This window comes from Rhodopirellula islandica, from assembly GCF_001027925.1.
Classification (GTDB): Bacteria; Planctomycetota; Planctomycetia; order Pirellulales; family Pirellulaceae; genus Rhodopirellula; species Rhodopirellula islandica.
This window is the reverse complement of record NZ_LECT01000031.1, coordinates 300,751-320,831: the sequence shown is the minus strand read 5'-3', so window position 1 is coordinate 320,831 and position 20,081 is coordinate 300,751. Positions and strand designations below refer to the sequence as shown.

Below are 20,081 nucleotides of genomic sequence, written 5' to 3'. Positions count from 1 at the left end.
CTGACATCCCTACCGGGATGAAGAAAGACAGCGAGCCGGAAGAAAAATTGCATTCGCTATCCGAACGCCAACATCAAACATTTCGCAGCCCAGCCTAACGCCCAAACGGCTCACATGATTATGCCCAATCATTCCTGCGTACCTGCTTGGCTGGTCATTCGAATCGGATGAAAACGAATCCCAACCATTCGCAGAACGATTCAGAAACCGTTGGAATCGATGACTTCACCCCCATTCCGGCTGCCGAGGGCGTTATAGATTTCTGCATCGATTTCTTGCGTGATCGCACGCACGCTGCCGTCGCACAACGCGAACTGAGCGAGACCGACATGAGGAGCCGAGAGCCCCTTGTCATCGCCATCGAGTTGGTTCGGACGAAATTGAGTTTCGAAAAGTACCATGTGACCATGGTCGTCTTCGAACTCATCTCGGTCGTGCACGGCAGCGAACCAGGCGGTTTCGAAATGGCTGTGTCCGCCGGGGGATGGCGTGCTGACGGGAAGCGGGCCGTTGGTTCGTTCCCCCAACGCCAACGTGTTGGACAGCCCATCAAGAATGTCCGCATGCCTCAAGTTGCTGTTGCGAAAGAACACCCCGTCACTTTCCAGCGGCGTGTCGTCCAAATTGACCGCTGCAGTGGATGGACCCCAGTTCGCCGCATACGACGCACCGGCATATTGAAGGATCGGTGTCAGGGTGTCATCACGGACGACAAACTCTCCTTCGGAATAGGTGTCCGACGGACATAGGAAAGTGGGAAGCGATGTTTCTCGTGCAGACAAGTTCTCGATGTCAAAGGTGGGTCGATCGAAGTGGATCGTGTCGTACAGGGCTGCTTGTTCGATATGGGGCAGGATCGCACTTCCCCAAGAAAAACCTTGGTGGTTGGCAAGATACATCGCTCCTGGTTCGCCGAATTTGTGCAGGTATCCCGGCGGAAACTGTTGGAAGCTCGATTCGTAGTTGTGGAGCCCCAACGCGAGTTGTTTCAGGTTGTTGCTGCACGACATTCGCCGGGCAGCTTCGCGGGCAGCCTGCACGGCTGGCAACAAGAGCCCGACCAGGATGCCAATGATGGCGATCACGACCAACAATTCGACCAGGGTGAATCCGGTTTGCTTGCCATGATGGAATCGACTGCGGGGGCGGAGACGAGAGTGGTTTCGGTGAAAGAAGGACATGTATTTGAGTGCTTGTTTGAGATTGCACGCTCGCGCACGCCGACCCAGACAACGCACAGAGCATGCGGCATCGGATCGCGAAAAACACGGAACACGCAGGGTGAGATTGAGGCATCAACGAATCGAATGCCATCAACCCCAAGGGACACGAAAGAAAGCGACAGTCAAATCGCTTGAGGAGGCGGAACCAAGGGTTCCGCGTGTTCGCATCCTGGGACGAGCGAATTGGCAAGCAACATCCAATCGCTCTGGTGTGATCGCAGAAAATGATCGCCAGTCGGTGGCAGCGGACTTCGGATCAGAAGCACCCGAAGAACGAGGTTCTTCGTGCGTTGGTGGAGTCCCATGGAGACAGAGTCTCGTTCGTGTTGCTCCGTCGTCGTGAGCACGATGAATTCCATGCCGAAGAAACGAATGTGCGAGTGCAGATGACTGCCAACGATTTCGCCTTCGACGTGCGACGTTTCCGTCTCGTGAGAATGGGAGGCATCGTGTGAATGCGAATGCCCGCCGTGATGCGAGTGCCCGCCAGCATGCGAATGAGCGTGGCCATGCGAATGTGGATGAGAAGGCAATTCAGCGAGACGCGACGCAGGAAGGTTGGATTCCAATGGAGGTGGAATCGAATCGGTCGACGGCGCGATCGGGTGGCTGTGATGCTCACCCCACTGTAGTCCGACGCTCACCCATGCAAGCATCACCAATCCCAACGCCATCCAGTAGCGAGATGGAGACCGGATGAAGGTGTGATGAACGTGCAACGAAGAAACCGTGAGTCAACCGACAGGCATTGGGAGGTGAATCTGGGGACGGCAGTCACCATACTCACTGGGGTTTTGAACGCCAATCGGGAGGCCTCGAACGAGCGGTTTTTCGTGCGTTCCCAACGAGATGGTCATCAAACCCTCACACTGCAGCGCGTCACTTCGGTTGCCATGATTCATCGAAGAAGCCCGCCGCGATCACCTTGCCAGGGTCGCGGGACGTGGAACCTTCGCTGACATCCAAGAACGCCCAGTCGGGTAGCTTGGGGGTCTGGCGAGCATTGTTCAAATAGTCGTACTCGCGAAACGTGAATCCGCTGTTGATCACGACGTAGTGATTCGGGCTTTCTGTGTTGGGATAGATCATCACTGGCACATGTCCAGCACGGCTGACCTGATTGGTGCCGATGCTGATTCTGTCCTTGGTCCACTGCAGCGGCAGTTGAGGCAACAGTTTGGCGATCACTTGGTTGCTGCTGGCATCACCAAACAAAATCACGTTTTGATCCGCCATCATCTCTGCGTTCACATCGGTGTCTTGGACGACACGCACGTCGCCGCGGAAGTGCAGTCGCCAATGGTCCATCGCGTGCTTGGATTCATCCTGGATCCATTGCTCGACGACGGGATCTTCAGAGGTTCCTGATGGCAGCACAAACACAAATCGATCCATCAAGGCATCGTCGATGGGACCCTGCAAACCAGGTCGTTTGCGAATCGATGCGGAATCATCGGTGGCAACCTTCCACGTTCCGTCGAACATGAACTCAGCCGCGAGCGATCGATCCGATCCCACCATTGGACCGGTGTTGGTATCAACGACTTGGTTGCCATTGATCATCACGCCAATGCGTCCAGATGGTTTTCCCGGCCATTGGCCGGCATCAAAGTTCACTCGCAATCGAGTCACCTTTTCGCACTCGATCATGATCTGATCGTCGTCACCAGCGGGTTTGGTCAGCACGGATGCATCGATCGTTGCTGGCGTCCAGTGCTGCTCCATTCCAGTGACTTCGATCCAGTGCATCCGCGAGTAACGCAAGGTCAGCGTTGTCAGGTGGACGTTGCGGGGGACACCAGGTGCAACCTGTCGTTCGATCAAATCCAGCCGTCTGGCAATTTCTTGTTGAGCATCGGGATGGATCTCGTGAGCGGTTTGTGGACCGATCAAATGCACCAAGTCGATTCCTTGTTCTGACAACGCTGATTCCATCACGTCAGCGGCTTGTTTCTGGCGGTCGATTTCGCCGCTGTACGCGATCGTTGGCAAATTCCGCAGGTTGCTCGCCCAGGGCGGGCAGTCGTAAAGCTGCCACAACATTTTTTGATGGGAGGGAGCGGTCCCGGCCGCGTCTTCGCCTTGGAACACTTTTAGGAACCATGGCGTCTCTGAAAAACCAGCGCCGGGCGTGGCCGCAAAAAACTGATCCGCATAGTGCGTCGCGAATTGCCAGCATCCCGCGCCACCCATCGAAAACCCTCGGATCGCGATGCGTCGATCATCGATGGCAACGCGGCGTTGCAAATAATCGCGAAGCTCGAGGACATCGATCTCTCCCGCAAACTTAAACGCGTTGCTGTAGCGACCATAGGGATGGGCCACGATCGCGGACTCGGGCATCGGTTCATTGCCGGCCCGGTAGCGATCCGGATCGTTGCTGTGTTTGCTCAAGAACGCCAACTCAGACGACTTTTCGCCTCGCCCGTGCAACCAGATGTCCAAGCGGATGGGCAGCGCGTCAACGGCATTCACGTTCGCTGGGACGACGACACCGTAGGGTTGAAACGAATCGTCGATCTTGGATCGATAGCCACCTGCAATCAGTTGGTTTTTGTTGCTCGTTTCCAGTCCCACCACCTCGGCCCAGGAGGCACCGGCCGCGATTCGATCAATGCGATCGTTGGCCATGTTTAGCAATCGCTCCGCGTCGGCCAATGCTTTCGGTGAGTAGAAAATCGATTGCTCGATGGACATCTCGACCGCCCGTGGAAACACCAAGACCTCGGGTTCGAGGTCCAGCAACCGGGCCATTTCGGTGGTGTTTGGTTTGGGGGAGGCTGCGGCCTCGACCAGTTGTTGCCAACGGTCACGAACCAAGGTTGCCTTGGATCGCAGCGAGTCCAGTGGATCGGTGTCGAGGTCGATTCCGGGTGGTGGGATCGGACGCACGTTTTCAGCTTGGTTGTCAGCCGGTCCATCGGCTAGCAAAGGGGAGACGGATGCCATCGCGAGGCATCCGCACGCAGCAAGTCCACGAGTCAACGACAGAATCATTCGAGCCAAATCCGCCAAGAGTGCAAAATCAGAAAGTGTTTTCGGTTCACAAAAGCCAACAGCATACACAGAGTGAAAGAGACGGAAGTCGCGTCCGCCTCGCTCTCAGTCAGAACCGTACTGCTCCAGCCACTTCTGAAGTTCATCGGTGTCGAGCATCGCATCCAAGTTGGGGCCGCTCGGCGGCGCGGCGTCCGGTCGTTCACTCGATGGGTTGCTGGGCTTCTTTTTCGACTTGCGTTTCGATGTCGCCTTGGGGATTTTGACCATGCGGATTTCCCCTTCCAGCAAAGCGTCCAGCCATTCCTCGGAATCGAGTGGCAACGCTTTTTTGCGTTTGGCGGCCGCCTGCAATCGGTGATCCGACGAGATCACGGTCAGTGACTTTGGCGTGGGGTGCGCGAAGATGATCTCTTCGATCAAATCATCGGCTTCGGGGTAGCCGACGGCGAAACGAACGTCCATGTCGGCAAATGACATCCGATCGTTCACGCCGTGTGGCGGGTTGCGTGCGTCGAAGACCACACATGTTCGACTGCGGATGGGATCGGTCAGATGTTCCGAAAGTCGGTTCAGCAACAGTTGACGTTCGTCATGCAACCAATTCGCCGACGCACCACGTGACGGAGGGGCCACTGGCCCGATCACGTTGTATCCATCGATGAGCAGCAAAGGGAACATGTGACATCGATGCGAGGGGTTGAATCAGTAGGCTTCAGGTTGTTTCCAAACGACGAGCAGTGTCCGGAACAGAATGCGGATGTCGAGCAACAGCGACCAAGAGCGAATGTATTGGTGATCGAAATGAATCCGTTGTTCCATTTTGTCGACCGTTTCTGTTTCGCCGCGGCAGCCGTTGACTTGAGCCAAGCCGGTGATTCCCGGTTTGACCTTGTGCCGCATCATATAACCACGGATCAAACCGCGATATTGTTCGTTGTGGGCGGAGGCGTGAGGCCGCGGACCGACCAAGGACATCGACCCTTCGATCACGTTGAACAATTGTGGCAGCTCATCCAAGCTGGTTTTCCGAAGGATTGCTCCCAGGGGAGTGATTCGCGAATCGTTGGCGGTGGCTTGTTTGACGACCGCTCCATCGTCGCAGGTCGTCATGGAGCGGAACTTCCAGACTCGAATTTCTTGGCCGTCCAGCCCGTATCGACGCTGACGAAAAAACACCGGACCGGGCGAAGTCAGCTTGACGGCCGCGGCGATGATCAACATGGGAACCGAAATGGCGAGTAAACCGGCGGTTGCGAGGATCAGATCCGCCGCGCGTTTTGCGACCCCATCGATGCCGAACATCGGTGATTCGGTGACGCTGACGGCTGGTAAACCACCGACTTGTGTCCAGCGAGCATGCAGCAGTTCGAACACGAAGAAGTCCGGGACAATGTAGACCGACGCCGTCGAATCGCTCAGCTCATCCAAGAGAAAACGAATCCGTTTTTCAGCTCGCATCGGAAGTGTCACCAACACGGTTTCGACCTCGCCCGATCGCGCCGCTGCGATCAAGTCGTTGAGGTCGCCCTGCAAGGTGCTCGCGGCGACCGTCGCCGTGGAGGCTTGCTTTGAGCTGTTGTCAACGGAAACAGTTTCATCCGCAGCATTGGCGTCCCGAGACAAATTGCGATCGTCATAGAAACCGGCGAATTGCAGACCGAGTGACGAGTCCGATTCAATGTTGGTTTGAGTTTGGTGTCCGAGTGTGTTGCAGCCTGCAATGGCGACACGCCGCGTGCCGACACCGCGGTGCAGCAAGCCAACTTGCACGATTCGCAAGCACATTCGAGTCAGCCCAATCATCGCGGGGCAAAGCACGCACCAGGACAGAATCACAGAGCGGGAGAAGTATGGGCCGTAGCGGGTTGCGAAGGCGAGGACACTCAGGACCAAGATCGTCAGCGTCCAGGTCGCCAGAACGCGAATGATTTCGCTGTCCGTGCAACCACGACGGTCACCTCGTTGCAGTCCCGTGAGCTGGCTGCTCAGGAAAAACACGATCACGGCAATCAACCCCATTGCGAACGAGGCGTCGTCGACATGGCCTCGTGCAGCGAACTTGACCAGCACCAAGGAAGCCAAAATCGAGGCGGAATCCAGGCATGGTTGAACAAAGTCGTACCAATGACGACTGCCCAAAATCGAAACGGATTGAGCTGAATTCGCAGAGTTCGACGATGCGGAAGAGGCGTCCGAGTGAGGTGACGGCATGGTCGGTGTACAAAGAGGAAGTGAATGACCGCTACCAACGGCCTGATTTCCCCAACACTAGGTTGCGAACCCGTCCAGCCAGTCCATTCCCAGGTCCAACCAAGTGGCTTGATGGGTCAAAGCTCCACTGCTGATCCGGTCCACACCAGTCGCAGCGACCTTGCCGATCGTATCGATCGTGACGTTGCCCGACGCTTCCAGCTCAACCGCCACCCCCAGTTCATCTCGCCGTGCCACGGCGCGACGCAGGTCATCCAGCGAAAAGTTGTCCAGCAGCACGATATCGATGCCGGTCAGGGCGACTTGCTCGAACTGCTCCAGGGTGTCGACTTCGATTTCGATCATCGACGGTGCCACCAGCTGATTGACGCTGGCTCCTCGCATCGCCACGGCCCGGGTGGCGGCTTCGCCAGCGGTCAACGTCGATGACGGATCGTGCTCGCTGCGTCCGAGTGCGAGGTGGTTGTCTTTGATGAGGAATCCGTCGTAGAGCCCCGTTCGATGATTGTGGCCGCCTCCACAGCGAACGGCGTACTTTTCCAACCGACGCCAACCGGGGGTGGTCTTGCGAGTGTCATACAGACGGGCGGGGTGTTCGCCAATCGCGTCAACGTACTGTCCCGTCAGCGTCGCCACGCCGCACAAACGCGAAAGGATGTTGAGCAGCACTCGTTCGCTGGTCAGCAAATCTCGAGCGGACCCGGACAAACGCACGATCGGCTGGCCGGGAACAAGCGGGGCGCCTTCCTCGATCAAAACGTCCACTTTCAGGTCGGCATCGAATTCATCGACGATCCACGGGGCCAACGCGATTCCGGCGGCGATCCCGGTGCAACGTGGGACGATTTGGCATGCTCCGCGGCGTTCGGGAGCGATCATCGCCACGGTGGTCCAGTCAACGGCGATGTCCAAGTCTTCTGCGATTGAGAGACGCACCAATTGCCGCAGGTCATTTTCCAGGGCGTCGTCGAGTTGAACGGGGCGATAATCCATGGCGTTGATTCAATCGAAGCGGAGCAGTTTCACGGAAAGCGTTTCCCGCATTGTTTCGGCTGGCGGCGGTGCCAGCAATGCGTCACCAGGGGTTTGGGATTGGAAAACCGTGGCTCATCCCTTGATTGTCACCAAATCGCGGTTGCCAACGTGGGTTCGGTTTCTTTACAAGCCGACCTTGTTCATTTGTTTCCGTTGCGAATTGGGGTCACCATGCCTTCGCCCTGCCATCTCGTCGTCCCTCGTTGTTTCGCTTGGGTTGCGTTGGTGATTGGGGTGACCGTCATGGCTTTGCCGCCTGCGCATGCGCAGTTGCCCTCCCGAGCAGAAGTGGAAGCAGCGAAGAGCATGCCTCTTCCAACCGACCCGGCCACCGTGTTGGCGGTGGTTGGACAGGGACGGATTCTGCTGGGTGAATTGAAACCCAAGGTCGATTCGGAACTCACTCGGATGCTCGCCCAGGCCAAAACCGAAGTGCCGGAGGCTGAACTGCACTACGTGAAGTTGCGGATGACGCGCAGCCTGCTGGCTCAAACCATTCAAACCCGGATGCTTCGCGAAGCATTCTTGCTCGATCAAGTCGGCACCCAGGCAGCGGACAAACGTCGGGAAGCGGAAGCGACGATGGCCGCCAAGGCTCGTCAGATGTTCTTCGAAACGGAGTTGCCCGGCCTGAAAAAGAAGGCGGGAGTGGATTCCACTGCCGAGCTGGATGAGCTTCTTCGCAAGGAAGGTTCGTCGCTCGCTCTTCGCCAACGAGAATTCATGGATCAAATGCTCGGGCACTTGTACATCCGCGGCAAAGTCAACAAAGACCCGTCGATCTCGCTGGCAGAAATCGTCCTGTACTACCAAGAGCATCGTTCGGATTACGAACACAAGGCACGTGCTCGTTGGGAGCAGTTGACGGTCATGTTCAGCAATCATCCAACGCGCGAAGCCGCGATGAAAGCGGTCTCTGAAATGGGCCGCGAAGCCTTGTACGGGGGCAGCATGCAAGCGGTCGCGAAAGCGAAGAGTGAAGAGCCGTTTGCGAGTTCAGGCGGTCTGCACGACTGGACCAATCAAGGTTCCTTGGCATCGACGATTCTCGACCAGCAAATCTTTTCGTTGCCAACTGGCAAGATGAGTGAAATCATCGAAGACACCGACGCGTTCCACATCATTCGAGTCTTGGAACGCGAGGACGCCGGTGTGTCACCCGTCGGGGAACTGCAAGACAAAATTTCAAAGATACTTCGTCAACAGAAGGTCCTCGAAGCCCAACAAAGCGTGATGGTGGAAGTTCGGCAACGTGTTCCGGTTTGGTCGTATTACCCCGACGACTTCCCTGGAGCAAAACCGTTGACTCAGGTTTCCGCTCGACCGGCGATGCAAAGGTAGACGGCATGACCGATTGCGCAGCACGGCATCGCCCCCTTCGGAGTCAGCACGTCTCTCGAAACCGAACCTCGCCTCGACATTCCGGTTTTGGGGTGCGGTGGATGGCCATTTGTGGATTGGCATTGATGTCGGCCGGATGCGGTCAACTCGCGTATCGGCTCGGAACCGATTTTCCGTCTCAGTACGTTCCCAATCCGCTGGATCTGCCGCCCGTTCCGGCTGATTTTCTCTGGTCGCAAGTCGTTGATTCAGTCGACGATGTCTTTCGGATTTCTCGAGAGCAACCGGTGGTCAATCAGCCCGGTGCGGTGCTGGAGGGCAGGCTCGAGACCAGCTACCGAGTCGGCGGTTCCATCTTGGAACCCTGGCGAAAAGACAGTTCCCCTGGCTTTGAACGTTTGCAAAGCACGCTGCAGTCCATTCGCCGTCGAGCGATTGTGCATGTTCGGCCGCACTCCAATGGGTACGCGGTCGAGATCATTGTCCAAAAGGACTTGGAAGACACGGATCGGACGCAGTACGCCACCGAAACCACCGCAGGCCAACGACACGACGGTTCTCGAACCAGTCGTGTGGATGACTTCGATGACAACCCGCAAACGCTTGGTTGGATTCCCTTGGGCCGAGACACGACGCTGGAACAAATCCTGTTGCAGGACATCTTTCGCCGCGTCACCCAGAAAGACACGCCTGGCCTGCTCAACCACTGATTGTTGGGAAACTCTGCTGCCGGAGCCAGGGACTTGTCGTAGTGGACGAGGTTACGAGTCCCTCGTTTCTCACTCACTTGAACGGACTCGTGACCTCGTCCACTACCCTCAGTCTCGATGTTGACGAAACGCTATGCTTTTTCGGCGGTGACCAGGGCCTTGTCACTGATGTCTTTGCGACACCAGGCACCCTGCCAGCGTATTTCTCGCACGGCTTTGTAGGCCTGCAGTTTGGCGGCGCTGATGGAATCGCCCATTGCGGTCACGCCCAAAACACGTCCGCCCGTGTTGACGACTTCGCCATCGACGCGTTGAGTGCCGGCATGGAAGACCTTGACATCTTTCATTTGATCGGCGGCTTCGATCCCCGTGATCGCGTGGCCTTTCTCATAGTCTGCCGGGTAGCCTTCGCTGGCCATGACGACGCAGATGGCAGGCCGTGGATCAAATTCCAGGGGACCGGTTTCTTCGAGTTTGCCATCCACCACGGCCTGCATGACATCGACGAGGTCCGTTTTCAATCGCATCAACAACGGTTGGCATTCGGGGTCGCCGAAGCGAACGTTGAATTCCAGGACCTTGGGACCGGCGGGTGTCAGCATCAATCCGGCGTACAACACGCCTTTGAATGGCCGGCGTGAACGCTTCATCGCGTGCACGATCGGGACCAAGATGCTGGATTCCACTTTGGCCAGTGTTTCTTCGTCCAGAACCGGCGCGGGACAGTAGGCTCCCATGCCACCGGTGTTGGGACCGGTGTCGCCATCGTTGGCTGGTTTGTGGTCTTGAGCCGGTGGCAAGGTGACGATCGTTTCGCCATCGGTGATGGCCAGCACGCTGACCTCCGGACCGGTCAGTCGTTCTTCGATGATCAGTTCTTTGCCGGCGGCACCAAACTCTTTGCGAGCCGCGATGCGATCAATCGCTTCCAGGGCTTCGCTGCGAGTGTCGCAAACGACGACGCCTTTGCCGGCGGCCAAGCCATCGGCTTTGACGACGACGTTCACAGGATCGGTCGGTTCGCTGAATCGATCCTTGATGTAACGCGACGCGTCGTCGGCGTTTCGGAACGTTCGGTAGTCCGCGGTGGGAATGTCGGCGGACCGCAGCAGGTTTTTGCAGAAGACTTTGCTGCCTTCCAGTTCCGCTGCCGCTTTGCTGGGGCCAAACGCCCGCAGTCCCGCGTCGGTCAACGCATCGACCAAGCCAGCAACCAAAGGAGCCTCGGGACCGACAATGACCAAACCGACGTGGTTTTCTTTCGCGAATTGGATCACGGCGTCGTGATCGGCGGGATCCAAGTCGACGTTGGTCGCATCCATTCCGGTGCCAGCGTTGCCGGGGGCAACGAAAACGGTTTGCACGTGACGGCTCTGTTTGACTTTCCATGCCAGGGCATGTTCACGTCCGCCAGAGCCGACAATCAGCACGTTGTATTTACTCATCGAGTGGTTTGACTCGCAGGTTCTTGAAGTAGGCTTTGCTTTGTGGGTCGTGGGCTTGCAAGGCAAACGTGCCTTCGCCCAACCGGCGTTCGAAGCGATCCGAGAACGCTTCTTGTTCGCTCGGTTCGGTGTAGTCCACCAGGGTCTTCCCGTTGACTTTCAGTTCAATGTGTTTGCCGCGAACGATGATTTCTTGGGTGTACCATTCGTTGTCGCGAATTCCGTTGGCTGCCAACGTTTCCGCGTCGACATTCTCGACCCCGTAAAGCGAACTGGTTTTCTTGGGGTCTTTGTGGCTGACGTTGACTTGGCATTCGTAGCCATGCTTGGGCCAGTCCGTTGCTTGATACTTGGTGTGAAAGTAAATGCCGGCGTTGCTTCCGGGCATCAATTTCACGTCGGCTTGGAAGTGAAAGTTCTTCAGGGGAGCCAGTTCACCGGTGTAGAAAAGGTGGCATCGCTCACCTTCGCAAACCAGCATCCCATCGACGACTTTCCAACTGTCTGGATTCTCGGTTGACTTCTTCCAGCCGTCCAGCGATTCGCCGTCAAACAGCGAAACGAATCCCGTTTCATCTGCTGTCGGTTTCTGGGGGGCGTCATCCGCCATCGCGATCGAGGTGACCGAGAGGGCGGAAAACAAGGCAGCGACGGCAGATAGGATCAGCAGGCGGGGACGGAACATGCGTTGACTCAGCGGGCGGGGATGGCGGGCTAGACGCTGGCCAACCGGTCCAGCATCACAGGGTCATTGGGTGAGGGAGACATCGGGTCGACGCCCAAAGTTCCCTGCAACGATGCAATATAGTCTCCCGACTCAGCCAATTGGCGTTGTTGGATGGCATATTCGTACTGAGCCTTCATGTTCAGTCGTTCGGTCGCATCGGCGTTGAGTGGATCTTCGATGAACGTCTGCAAACTTTGCTGCATCGATTTCCAGTGAGCGATGTCACGCTGTTGCTTGGCGTCCAGGCGACGGCGATACCACTCGCTGCTCATCAAGGATTCGCGTGTGAAGAGATGACGGACGTCCGGATGGTCGATGGTTTTCCCGTTGTGGTTGCCATGCACCATGATGTCCAGGGCAGCACGCAGCGGCGGGCAAGCCAACTCGTACCCGGAGTCTTTCAGGTAATGTTGCGCCACGCGAGCTTGTGCTTCCGCGATTTGCAACACGCCATCGGCGAACGATTCTTGGTCCTGTTTTTCAGGACGCAAAATCGGTTCAGGGAAGACCTTCGACGGGTTGTCGAAAACGCGAGCCAAGTAGGTGCGGACAAACTTGTCGGTGATTCGATAGCCGAGTCGGCTGGCGGGAATCTTCTGACCGTCTTGCTCAAAGTCCTCGACTTTTTCCAGCATGCCCGCTTCGATCATGCAACCGGGGTCGCGTTCTTCGGCGGTCATCCGGCACCACACCTCAGGGATCAACAGTGAGATGTCGTGTCCGACTTCCAGGTTGGGGCCGATATGGCCGGCTGGCGTGCTGAAGCCACCCAGGTCGGTGAGGATCATCGACACAATCACGGCGTTCAAATCGATCGCGGGGTGCAGGGCGTTGAAGGGGCCCTTCGTCAACGCGCCTTCGCTGCCTGCACCGGTCGTGCTGGGGCTTTTGCCCGTCAGGGAGCAAACGTAGTCCATCACCAACTCAGGAAGTTCCTGGTAGTGAAGCGGCGAGTAAACCGCCAGCGAGCGGATGCCAGCTTCGGCGTCTGGTGGATTGTTGCGACGGCCGGACAGCACGGCGCCAACCGGTGTCAGCACGGCTTCGTCGGCAGCCAGTCTGCGATGCAGCTGGATCCCTCGCATCGCCACGTACGTTTCGCGAGGGTACGCCATGTCAGGGCGATCCTGCAGGTAGCGGGGGTTCTTGGTCGGTTTGCCATCGACCAAACGCGGGTTGGCGGTGCTGACGACGTAACCGTCTTCGGATTCGGCAGCGGTTTGCAGCAACTCTTCCATCGGGCCAGTGAATTTGTCGAACTCGATTGCATCACGCATGATGTCGCGTGCTTGCTTGCTGGTCAGCGGTTCGAAGTTGCTGATGAAATTGCCGGGGGCAGCCAAGTCCGCTTCGGTTTGTTTGTCCAAGCCACGATGGATGGCATCGTCGGGACGTTGGAACAAACGGTATTCGCAGTTCTCGACGAACTTGTAGCTGGTCGCTTCTGCGACCGCAGACCCGACGTCACCGATGCTGCCCGCGGGAACAACGATGCTGGCAGAAATGTCATCTTCGCGTTGGACTTTGGACGAAGCGATGAAGTCCTGGCGGAGTTTGAAGGTCCGCCACTGCGAGTTTTCGAGTCCCACCCGCAGGTAAGTTCCCACCAACGGGCGGCTGCCCATTTTCAGTTCGTGTCCCGGCGAGCCGTTGACGATGTCGACGCCAAAGGTCTCTCGCCAATCGGCGCTCATGCCGGGTGCAGCGAAGCGTTTGATGATCAATGCCAGAGCGTAAACGTGCTCGGGAATGCTCTTCAGCCACGCGTTGTAGTCGTCGTTGTACTCGGGGCTGGGGGTCAGCAACTTGATCACGCTGCCCAGCGAGCGATTGGGATCAAGCACCTTGCGGCTGTCGCGTTCGGTGTAGTCCGTGCGACCGGTGTAGGAATCAGACCAGCGTGTGCCGTAGTCTTTGGAGAAGATGTCGTCGACCAATTGGAAATCGACGTCGTGGTCTTTGACGAAGATCGGTCCGTACAGCATGTAATCTCGAAGACTCTTGCTGATTTCGCTCTTGCCGCCGCCACTGACCGTGCAGGGTTTGTGGCAGAAGACACCTTCGCCGACCGTGCCGACCAAACGCCAACTCGGTGCCGAGGGGTGTTTTTGCAGTTGGATTTTGTAACCGCTCGGCGCGATGTAGATTTCATCCGGCGACAACGGGATGGATTGCTGTCTGCCAGTCACATCGGTCCAGCGAATGCAGCGTTCGCGAAGTGTTGCCAGGGCGTCTTCGGGAATGTAGATCACGCTCGGATGAGTGCGGTCGATGCCGTAGCCCGCCGGTTGAACGTCGATGAAATCGCCATAGCGTTTCGCGACGTCGGCAAAGGTTTGGCCGTTGTACAAGCGGCTGTTGACTTGGAATTCATCGCCCAACGAATACGAGGCAAACGCGATGGCTCCGCCCGAGTGCTCTTCCTCGGCGTTGCCCATCAGGTTCGCGGCGTAACTGAGTTGGGTTTTGACTTCTTTTTTGCAGTAACCGTAGTAGTTGTCTGCGATCAGAGTCACGATCACGCCATCGCTGTTGCGGCAGGTGGCCTTGAACGCACCTCCGTCGTTGTAGAGTTCTGTTTCGGATTGCCAGCACATCCGGTCGTGTCGTTGCCGCTCGGTTGCATCATCGTAGTGGGGCAGTCCGAGTTCTTTTTTCGTCAGTTGAGTCAGGTGAGTCGCCAAAATCACACACCCGGTGTGACCGCTCCAGTGCTTGGCGTCCAAGCCAGCGTCGCAAGCGGCGATCAACGGATCACCCGCGTTGCCAAAGATCGATTCGACAAAGTCCAGGTTGCTGACATCGTTGCCCGGCACGAAAAAGCGAGTTTCCATTGACTTGGATTCGCTGTAGCCGGGAACGCCCGGGGCAACCAGCGGTCGCAGCATCAAGGACACCCACGATTCAGCGGGGTGGGGTGAGTTGTGGGTGTAGGGCAACTCCATGTCGGCAGCGGGGGGCTGCATCGCGGCGCGGAACAGATTGACAAACACGTTCTTGGGGACCACGCGTTTGTCACCTGGAATCGGCAATCCGCCTTCCACCACGTGGAACGTTCCGGCCGTGGTGCGACGGTCGGCTCGTGGGTTGTTCAAGACACCGTTGAAGCAGCGGTACGATTTGACTTGTTCATTCTCGAAGCAATTGCCACCCAGTGGCAAACTCAATTCGCGAGCCATCCCGTGACGGTCGAGGTTCAACGAACGACTGGGGAGCGTCAATGGTTCGCTGCCGACTTCGTCCGCGAAGTAGGTCGCCAAAAACGATTCGATGCGATGGTCAATTGGCGGCTGATGCTGCCGAAGGATCGCGTTGCGTTCGCGAAAACTGTCCAGCATTTCGCGTGGGAACGCGGCGTCGGGACGTTCCTGGTCTTCTTCGCCCGGGGGCATCAATCCAGCCAGCGCCAATTGGAACGAGAGATAGTTCTGGAGTCGTTGTCGTTGTTCCGGAGTGGCGGCAAGCATCCGGTCCCAGCTCAAGGCGCGTTGAAGTTCTGTGGGTTCTCGCAGCAAGGCCATGACAAGTTCTCCGGTTCGAACATGGATGAGGGGACAGCAAATCCAAGCCGGAACAATGGCGGAGCGGTGACGCTGAGGACCACGGAATGCAATTGGCACCTTGCGATTCACACGTGACAACTGTCACGCGAAGAACGCTGGAACCAAGGGCGGGCTTGGGTGGATGGAAGCTTAGCAAATCACGGCCGAATTTGAATCGGACGCGATTCGTTTGATCTGGCAAACTCCAACGAGATTCAGGGCCCGAATCGATTGGACTGACCGGTGGAAGAGCGGTTAATGTTGCGAATTGCCTCTCAGTTCTAGGGTGGCGGTGTTGTCAGTCGCTTTGCTGTGCTGGGACACGCGAAGAGACTGCCCTGTCGGGCGACCCAGGGTCAGTCGGGGGAGCGAAGGTTGAATCGTTTCAAACACGCGGACTGCGAAAGAAAACCCGGCGAATCGGGTTGGGCAAGTCCTCGGCGCCGCGAACAGGTCACCTGGAGCCAAGGGCATACGCCAGTGGTGCGTCAACGCCCAGAATGAGGAGCCGTGGTGGTGGACGAGGCTGCGAGTCCCTCGTTTCTCACCCACTTCCAAGGTCTCGTGACCTCGTCCACTACCCTGGGTTGTGGCTACCCTCCGTCTCGATGTTGAAGGACCGCCAGTTCGGACTCCACCAGTCGACGGAGATCATCCGGGGTGCCATTGTTGGACAGCACGCGAGTGCTGGCCGCTCGTTTGCGTTCCCAGGACCACTGCCGGGCGCTTCGCCTCTCCAGTTCGGCCAGGTCCCAACCGCGAGACCCGAGCAACTCAAGGTGCCGTTCCGGATCGACTTGCAGACACCACACTTCGTCGCACGTGTCCCGGTAACCGCTTTCCAAAAGCAGCGGAACATCGAGGATCACAAACGGTTTTCCTTCCGTCCTCGCAGTGGCAATTCTCGCTTGCAAAATCGTCCGCGTTCGCGGATGAAGCACACCCTCGAGTTGTCGAAGGCGGGCCAGTGAGTCTTCGTCGTCGCCGAAGACCAGGTCCGCCAATCGCTGTCGCGAAAGAGAACCGTCGGTCGTTTGGATTGAGTCGCCGAACAAGGACCTCAGTTCCGCGATGACCTCAGGTTCATGAAGTTGGCTTTTTGCAATTTCATCGGCGTTCAGCCACACGCCACCCAAGGATTCCAAGTGGCGGGCGACGGTTGATTTGCCACTGCACGGGGGGCCGATGACGCCGATGATTGGCGTGAGCGACGCCGATTGCGAATCGTTGTTGGTCTCAGGGCCCATCAAGCCTGGTACAGATAGGCGTTGCAATTGGGGCAATGCGTCAGGGTCGACAGCATCACTTGGTTGAGGACTTGCGTGGTCAAGGTTTGGTAGCAACCACCACAGGAGTCCTGTTCGATAGGTGCCAATGCCTCGTCGCCTCGGGCATCGACCAGTCGTCGATAATCCGCTTTCACTGCCGCGGGAATGTCGGTTTCGTGCACGGCGAGTTGTTCATTGATGCGAGCGAGGTCTTGACGAACTTGTTCGAGCCGAGCCTCAATTTCTTTCAAGCGTTTGGTCTGGTCTTCCTGGGCCTGTTCGAGTTTTTTCTGGGACCGATTCAGGTCCGCCTCACAGGAGTCGATTCGTTCGAGGACTTCCAGGATTTCATCGCTTTGAACACTGTTGGCTTGTTCGTCTGCGGCGATTTGATCTTTCAGCAGCGAGAATTCTTTGTTGGAGGCTGCCGTGTTCAGTTTGCCCTGCAGGTTCTTCACATGAGCTTCGCGGGACTGCAGTTGCAGTTGTTTTTCATCCGCGGTCATGCGGGTCTTTTTCAACGTTTTTGCTGCGGCATTCACCTGGGCTTGAGCCTCATCGACCATCGATTGGACGGCCTTGATTTGAAGCGGGCCGCGTCGTAGCTGACCCTCCAAATCGGTGCGTTGTTGCAATGTGTTGTGCAACGTACGCAACAGGACGCTGGAAAATTTAATCGTCGAGGAATGCGAAGCCATCAGGCAGAATGCAGAAGTTAAAGAATGAAATTGAAAAGTGGGGGCGGGATTGTGAGACGGATGCAAGCACCGATCAATCGCCTTTTTCTGGAACCTTCTCTAGAATTTCCAGCAAAACGCGGTCTGTGTCGATGCCCTCGGCTTGGGCTTCGAAGTTCAGCAGCACCCGGTGACGCATCGCGGGCAAGAACATTCGCCGGATGTCTTCGAAGGAAACATTGAACCGGCCGTCCAATAAAGCCTGCACTTTGGCCGTCAATGCGAGGGTTTGGGCACCACGCGGGCTGCTGCCCCAACGCACGTATTCATTGGTGATTGGCACGCTGTAAGGCCCATCCGGGTGAGTCGCCATGGTCAGTCGGACCAAGTAATCTTGGACGTGTGGGGCGAGGATGACCTCGCGAACCAACTTTTGCCAGCGTTGGATTTCTTCGCCGTCCATGACCTTTTCGATTTCCGGGCGTTCGCCTCGTGTGGTTCGGTCCACTATCGTCGCCAGTTCGTCCCGGTTGCTGTAACCGACCACCAATTTGAACAGGAACCGGTCCATCTGTGCTTCGGGCAGCGGGTAGGTGCCTTCTTGCTCGATCGGGTTTTGCGTGGCCAACACAAAGAAAGGTTGGTCGAGCGTGTAGCGATGCCCGCCCGCGGTCACGGTGCCTTCCTGCATTGTTTCCAGCATGGCCGACTGCGTCTTTGGCGTCGCTCGGTTGATTTCGTCCGCCAGCAAGATTTGGGTGAAGACCGGACCCTTTTGGAACTCAAATTTGCGGCGACCGGATTCGTCTTCCACCACCATGTTGGTGCCCAGGATGTCGGCGGGCATCAGGTCAGGTGTGAACTGAATGCGATTGAACTGCAGTTCCAGGACTTCAGCCAAGGTCCGGACCAGCATCGTTTTGCCGAGGCCCGGCACGCCTTCGAGCAAGCAGTGACCACCGCAGAGCATCGATGTCAAAACCCCACTGACAATGTCATCGTGACCCACGATCACGCGACCAATCATTTCACGGACGGCGACATATCGCTGGCGAAATAGTTCCGCGTCGGCTCGCATCGCATCGACGGTGGTGCTCATAAGCTTCTGTGTCAGTTCGAAGAGTGGAAGTTGGGGTTGGGAACGGGCATTTTGGCTCCCATTTCAGTTTGCCATTGCCGAAGTGCGTCACGCAGTTCGGCGAAGCGTTCTGGCTCGGTTTGCGACAGATCGGTGGTTTCGCCCATGTCGACGGATAGATCATACAGTTCTGCGGTGTCGGTTTCGTAGAACTCAATCAATTTGTAATTGCCTCGCCGGATCGCGGCACCGGGACGCCACAGCGAACCATGGTAGTGCGGGTAATGCCAGTGCAGTTCGCGGGGGGAGGAACCAGCGTTGGTGGCTTCCTCGCCAGTGATCGCGGGGAGCAAGCTGATGCCGTCGGCGTGCAATTCGGGACGAAGTGGCAATCCGACCACATCGAGAATGGTCGGGAACAAATCGGTGCTGCACGCGATCGAGTCGACGGTCTTCGGTGCAAGGGAACTTGTCTGGACCGTTGTTTTGCCGGCCATCGTTTGGGGCAGACGAACCAGCAACGGTTCTCGGATGCCGCCCTCGTACAACCAGCCCTTGCCGGCTCGCAGGGGTGAGTTGCAAGTGGGCCCAAATTTGCGAAGTGTCGACAGGCCGCCGTTGTCGGAAAAGAACACGACCAGGGTGTTGTCATCGACTTGGTGGTCCTTCAATGCTTGCAGGATACGACCGACGCTGGTGTCGACGGCCTTGACCATGGACGCGTAAGCCGGGTTGTCTTGGCGGCCTCGGGTGACCGCATCGTGTTCCGCAATCGTCGGTGTGTCGCCCTGCAGTTCCGGCGTGTTCGCTTGCTTCTCTTGATAGTGATCGATCGTTCGCTTGTCAGGGGTGATGGGCGAATGAACGTTGTAGTAACTCATCATCATGAAGAACGGTTTGTCTTCACGAGAGGCGGCGTCGACCAGCGAGATGGCTTCGTCGGTCAAGCGAGTCGTCAGGTATTCTCCGTCGTGCTTCGCTTTCAGATACGGGTTCTTCCAAGGCGAGTAGTAACCGCCTGGTGGTGAGCCTTTGTGGCCGCCGCCGATGTTGACTTGGAACCCTTGGTCGGTGGGCAAGTGCCCGACGTCGCCCAGATGCCACTTGCCAAGAAAGAACGTTTGGTAGTCGGCGGCGTCTCGCAAGTGTTCGGCGAGCGTGACCTCGTCCAAGGCCAGGTTTTCACGATCGTCGACGTGCTGAAACCGAGGGTTCTGGGCGCGGTCGGTCGACATGCCGGGGATCCAGTCGGTGATGTCAACACGAACCGGGTGGCGTCCCGTCATGATGCTCGCTCGCGTGGGAGAGCACACGGGGCAGGCGGCGTAGGCGTTGGTGAATCGCGTTCCCGATTCTGCCAGCGCATCAATTTGTGGGGTCTCGTGATAGGTGCTGCCGTAGCATCCCAAGTCTGCCCACCCCAAATCATCAACCAGGAACAACAAAACGTTGGGGCGTGATGGTTGAGGCGCAGGTTCGTCCGCGGCGAGTGTTGGCTGGTTGGCGAACGAGGTGATCGTTGCAAGCAAACAGAGGGTCGTGGCCACCAGGTTCGATGAAGCACGAGGGTGCAAGAGGACAGCGAAAAGAGATCGCAGCATTTGACGGCACAAGAAGTGAAGCAAAGAAGTGATTGGCAGAGCCGGATCGAGGATCGGACTGAGCGTCATTGTAGCCCAATCCACGGGCACTCGGTGGTGGTTCGGCTCCTTGTCAGTGGCATCGGGTTCCAACCTGTGGAGGAATGCAGGTTGGGAGCCGATGCCGCGATTGATGGGAAGTTATGACGATTCTGGCGGAAATCGAGGTGCCATGACTGGGCTG

The 20,081-nt window shown here is 57.3% G+C and carries 15 protein-coding genes; 2 read left to right on the top strand and 13 right to left on the bottom strand.

The window, feature by feature from the left end; all coding sequences use genetic code 11:
- Window positions 1-200: 200 nt before the first annotated feature.
- The 6 genes from RISK_RS17415 to nadC all read right to left on the bottom strand — a co-directional run bounded on the left by RISK_RS17415 (window position 201) and on the right by nadC (window position 7,427).
- Window positions 201-1,181, bottom strand: a complete 981-nt coding sequence (locus RISK_RS17415; protein WP_102017617.1) for a DUF1559 domain-containing protein — start codon at window positions 1,179-1,181, stop codon at window positions 201-203.
- Window positions 1,182-1,345: 164 nt separating this feature from the next.
- Window positions 1,346-1,867: a hypothetical protein gene (locus tag RISK_RS33095; protein ID WP_236696398.1), complete on the bottom strand. Its 522-nt coding sequence runs from the start codon at window positions 1,865-1,867 to the stop codon at window positions 1,346-1,348.
- Window positions 1,868-2,102: 235 nt separating this feature from the next.
- Window positions 2,103-4,172, bottom strand: a complete 2,070-nt coding sequence (locus RISK_RS17405; RefSeq protein WP_236696397.1) for a prolyl oligopeptidase family serine peptidase — start codon at window positions 4,170-4,172, stop codon at window positions 2,103-2,105.
- Window positions 4,173-4,325: 153 nt separating this feature from the next.
- Window positions 4,326-4,901, bottom strand: a complete 576-nt coding sequence (locus RISK_RS17400; RefSeq protein WP_047815564.1) for an NYN domain-containing protein — start codon at window positions 4,899-4,901, stop codon at window positions 4,326-4,328.
- Between the two features lie 24 nt (window positions 4,902-4,925).
- Window positions 4,926-6,434 carry an undecaprenyl-phosphate glucose phosphotransferase gene (locus tag RISK_RS17395; RefSeq protein WP_047815563.1) on the bottom strand — a complete coding sequence of 503 codons (1,509 nt, stop codon included), beginning with the start codon at window positions 6,432-6,434 and terminating at the stop codon, window positions 4,926-4,928.
- Between the two features lie 57 nt (window positions 6,435-6,491).
- Complete coding sequence (gene nadC / locus RISK_RS17390; protein ID WP_047815562.1) at window positions 6,492-7,427, bottom strand: carboxylating nicotinate-nucleotide diphosphorylase; 936 nt, start codon at window positions 7,425-7,427, stop codon at window positions 6,492-6,494.
- Window positions 7,428-7,775: 348 nt separating this feature from the next.
- Between nadC and RISK_RS17380 the strand changes: the two genes are divergently transcribed.
- Both RISK_RS17380 and RISK_RS17375 read left to right on the top strand, forming a co-directional pair.
- Window positions 7,776-8,810 (top strand): peptidylprolyl isomerase, encoded by a 1,035-nt coding sequence (locus RISK_RS17380; RefSeq protein WP_236696396.1) that lies wholly within the window; start codon window positions 7,776-7,778, stop codon window positions 8,808-8,810.
- A 125-nt stretch (window positions 8,811-8,935) separates the two neighbouring features.
- Window positions 8,936-9,520 (top strand): hypothetical protein, encoded by a 585-nt coding sequence (locus tag RISK_RS17375; RefSeq protein WP_047815622.1) that lies wholly within the window; start codon window positions 8,936-8,938, stop codon window positions 9,518-9,520.
- Between the two features lie 131 nt (window positions 9,521-9,651).
- Here the strand turns inward: RISK_RS17375 and purD are convergent, their stop codons facing one another.
- The 7 genes from purD to RISK_RS17340 all read right to left on the bottom strand — a co-directional run bounded on the left by purD (window position 9,652) and on the right by RISK_RS17340 (window position 19,927).
- On the bottom strand, window positions 9,652-10,965 hold the full coding sequence (gene purD / locus RISK_RS17370) for a phosphoribosylamine--glycine ligase (RefSeq protein ID WP_047815560.1): 1,314 nt from the start codon (window positions 10,963-10,965) through the stop codon (window positions 9,652-9,654).
- Window positions 10,958-11,650: a 3-keto-disaccharide hydrolase gene (locus RISK_RS17365; RefSeq protein WP_047815559.1), complete on the bottom strand. Its 693-nt coding sequence runs from the start codon at window positions 11,648-11,650 to the stop codon at window positions 10,958-10,960. The genes purD and RISK_RS17365 overlap by 8 nt, the downstream gene beginning before the upstream one ends.
- Before the next feature lie 29 nt (window positions 11,651-11,679).
- Window positions 11,680-15,213 carry a hypothetical protein gene (locus tag RISK_RS17360; RefSeq protein WP_047815621.1) on the bottom strand — a complete coding sequence of 1,178 codons (3,534 nt, stop codon included), beginning with the start codon at window positions 15,211-15,213 and terminating at the stop codon, window positions 11,680-11,682.
- Between the two features lie 614 nt (window positions 15,214-15,827).
- The gene (gene coaE, locus RISK_RS17355; RefSeq protein ID WP_047815558.1) at window positions 15,828-16,481 is read right to left on the bottom strand and encodes a dephospho-CoA kinase; all 654 of its coding nucleotides are present in this window, start codon (window positions 16,479-16,481) and stop codon (window positions 15,828-15,830) included.
- Window positions 16,481-17,200, bottom strand: coding sequence for a zinc ribbon domain-containing protein (locus tag RISK_RS17350; protein ID WP_047815557.1), 720 nt, complete (start codon window positions 17,198-17,200; stop codon window positions 16,481-16,483). Before RISK_RS17350 ends, coaE begins: the two co-directional genes overlap by 1 nt.
- A gap of 73 nt (window positions 17,201-17,273) precedes the next feature.
- Entirely contained in the window at window positions 17,274-18,278 is a 1,005-nt protein-coding gene (locus tag RISK_RS17345) for an AAA family ATPase (protein WP_047815556.1), read from the bottom strand.
- Between the two features lie 11 nt (window positions 18,279-18,289).
- A complete protein-coding gene (locus tag RISK_RS17340; protein WP_083435019.1) occupies window positions 18,290-19,927 on the bottom strand; it encodes a sulfatase in 1,638 nt (545 codons plus the stop codon).
- Window positions 19,928-20,081 lie beyond the last annotated feature (154 nt).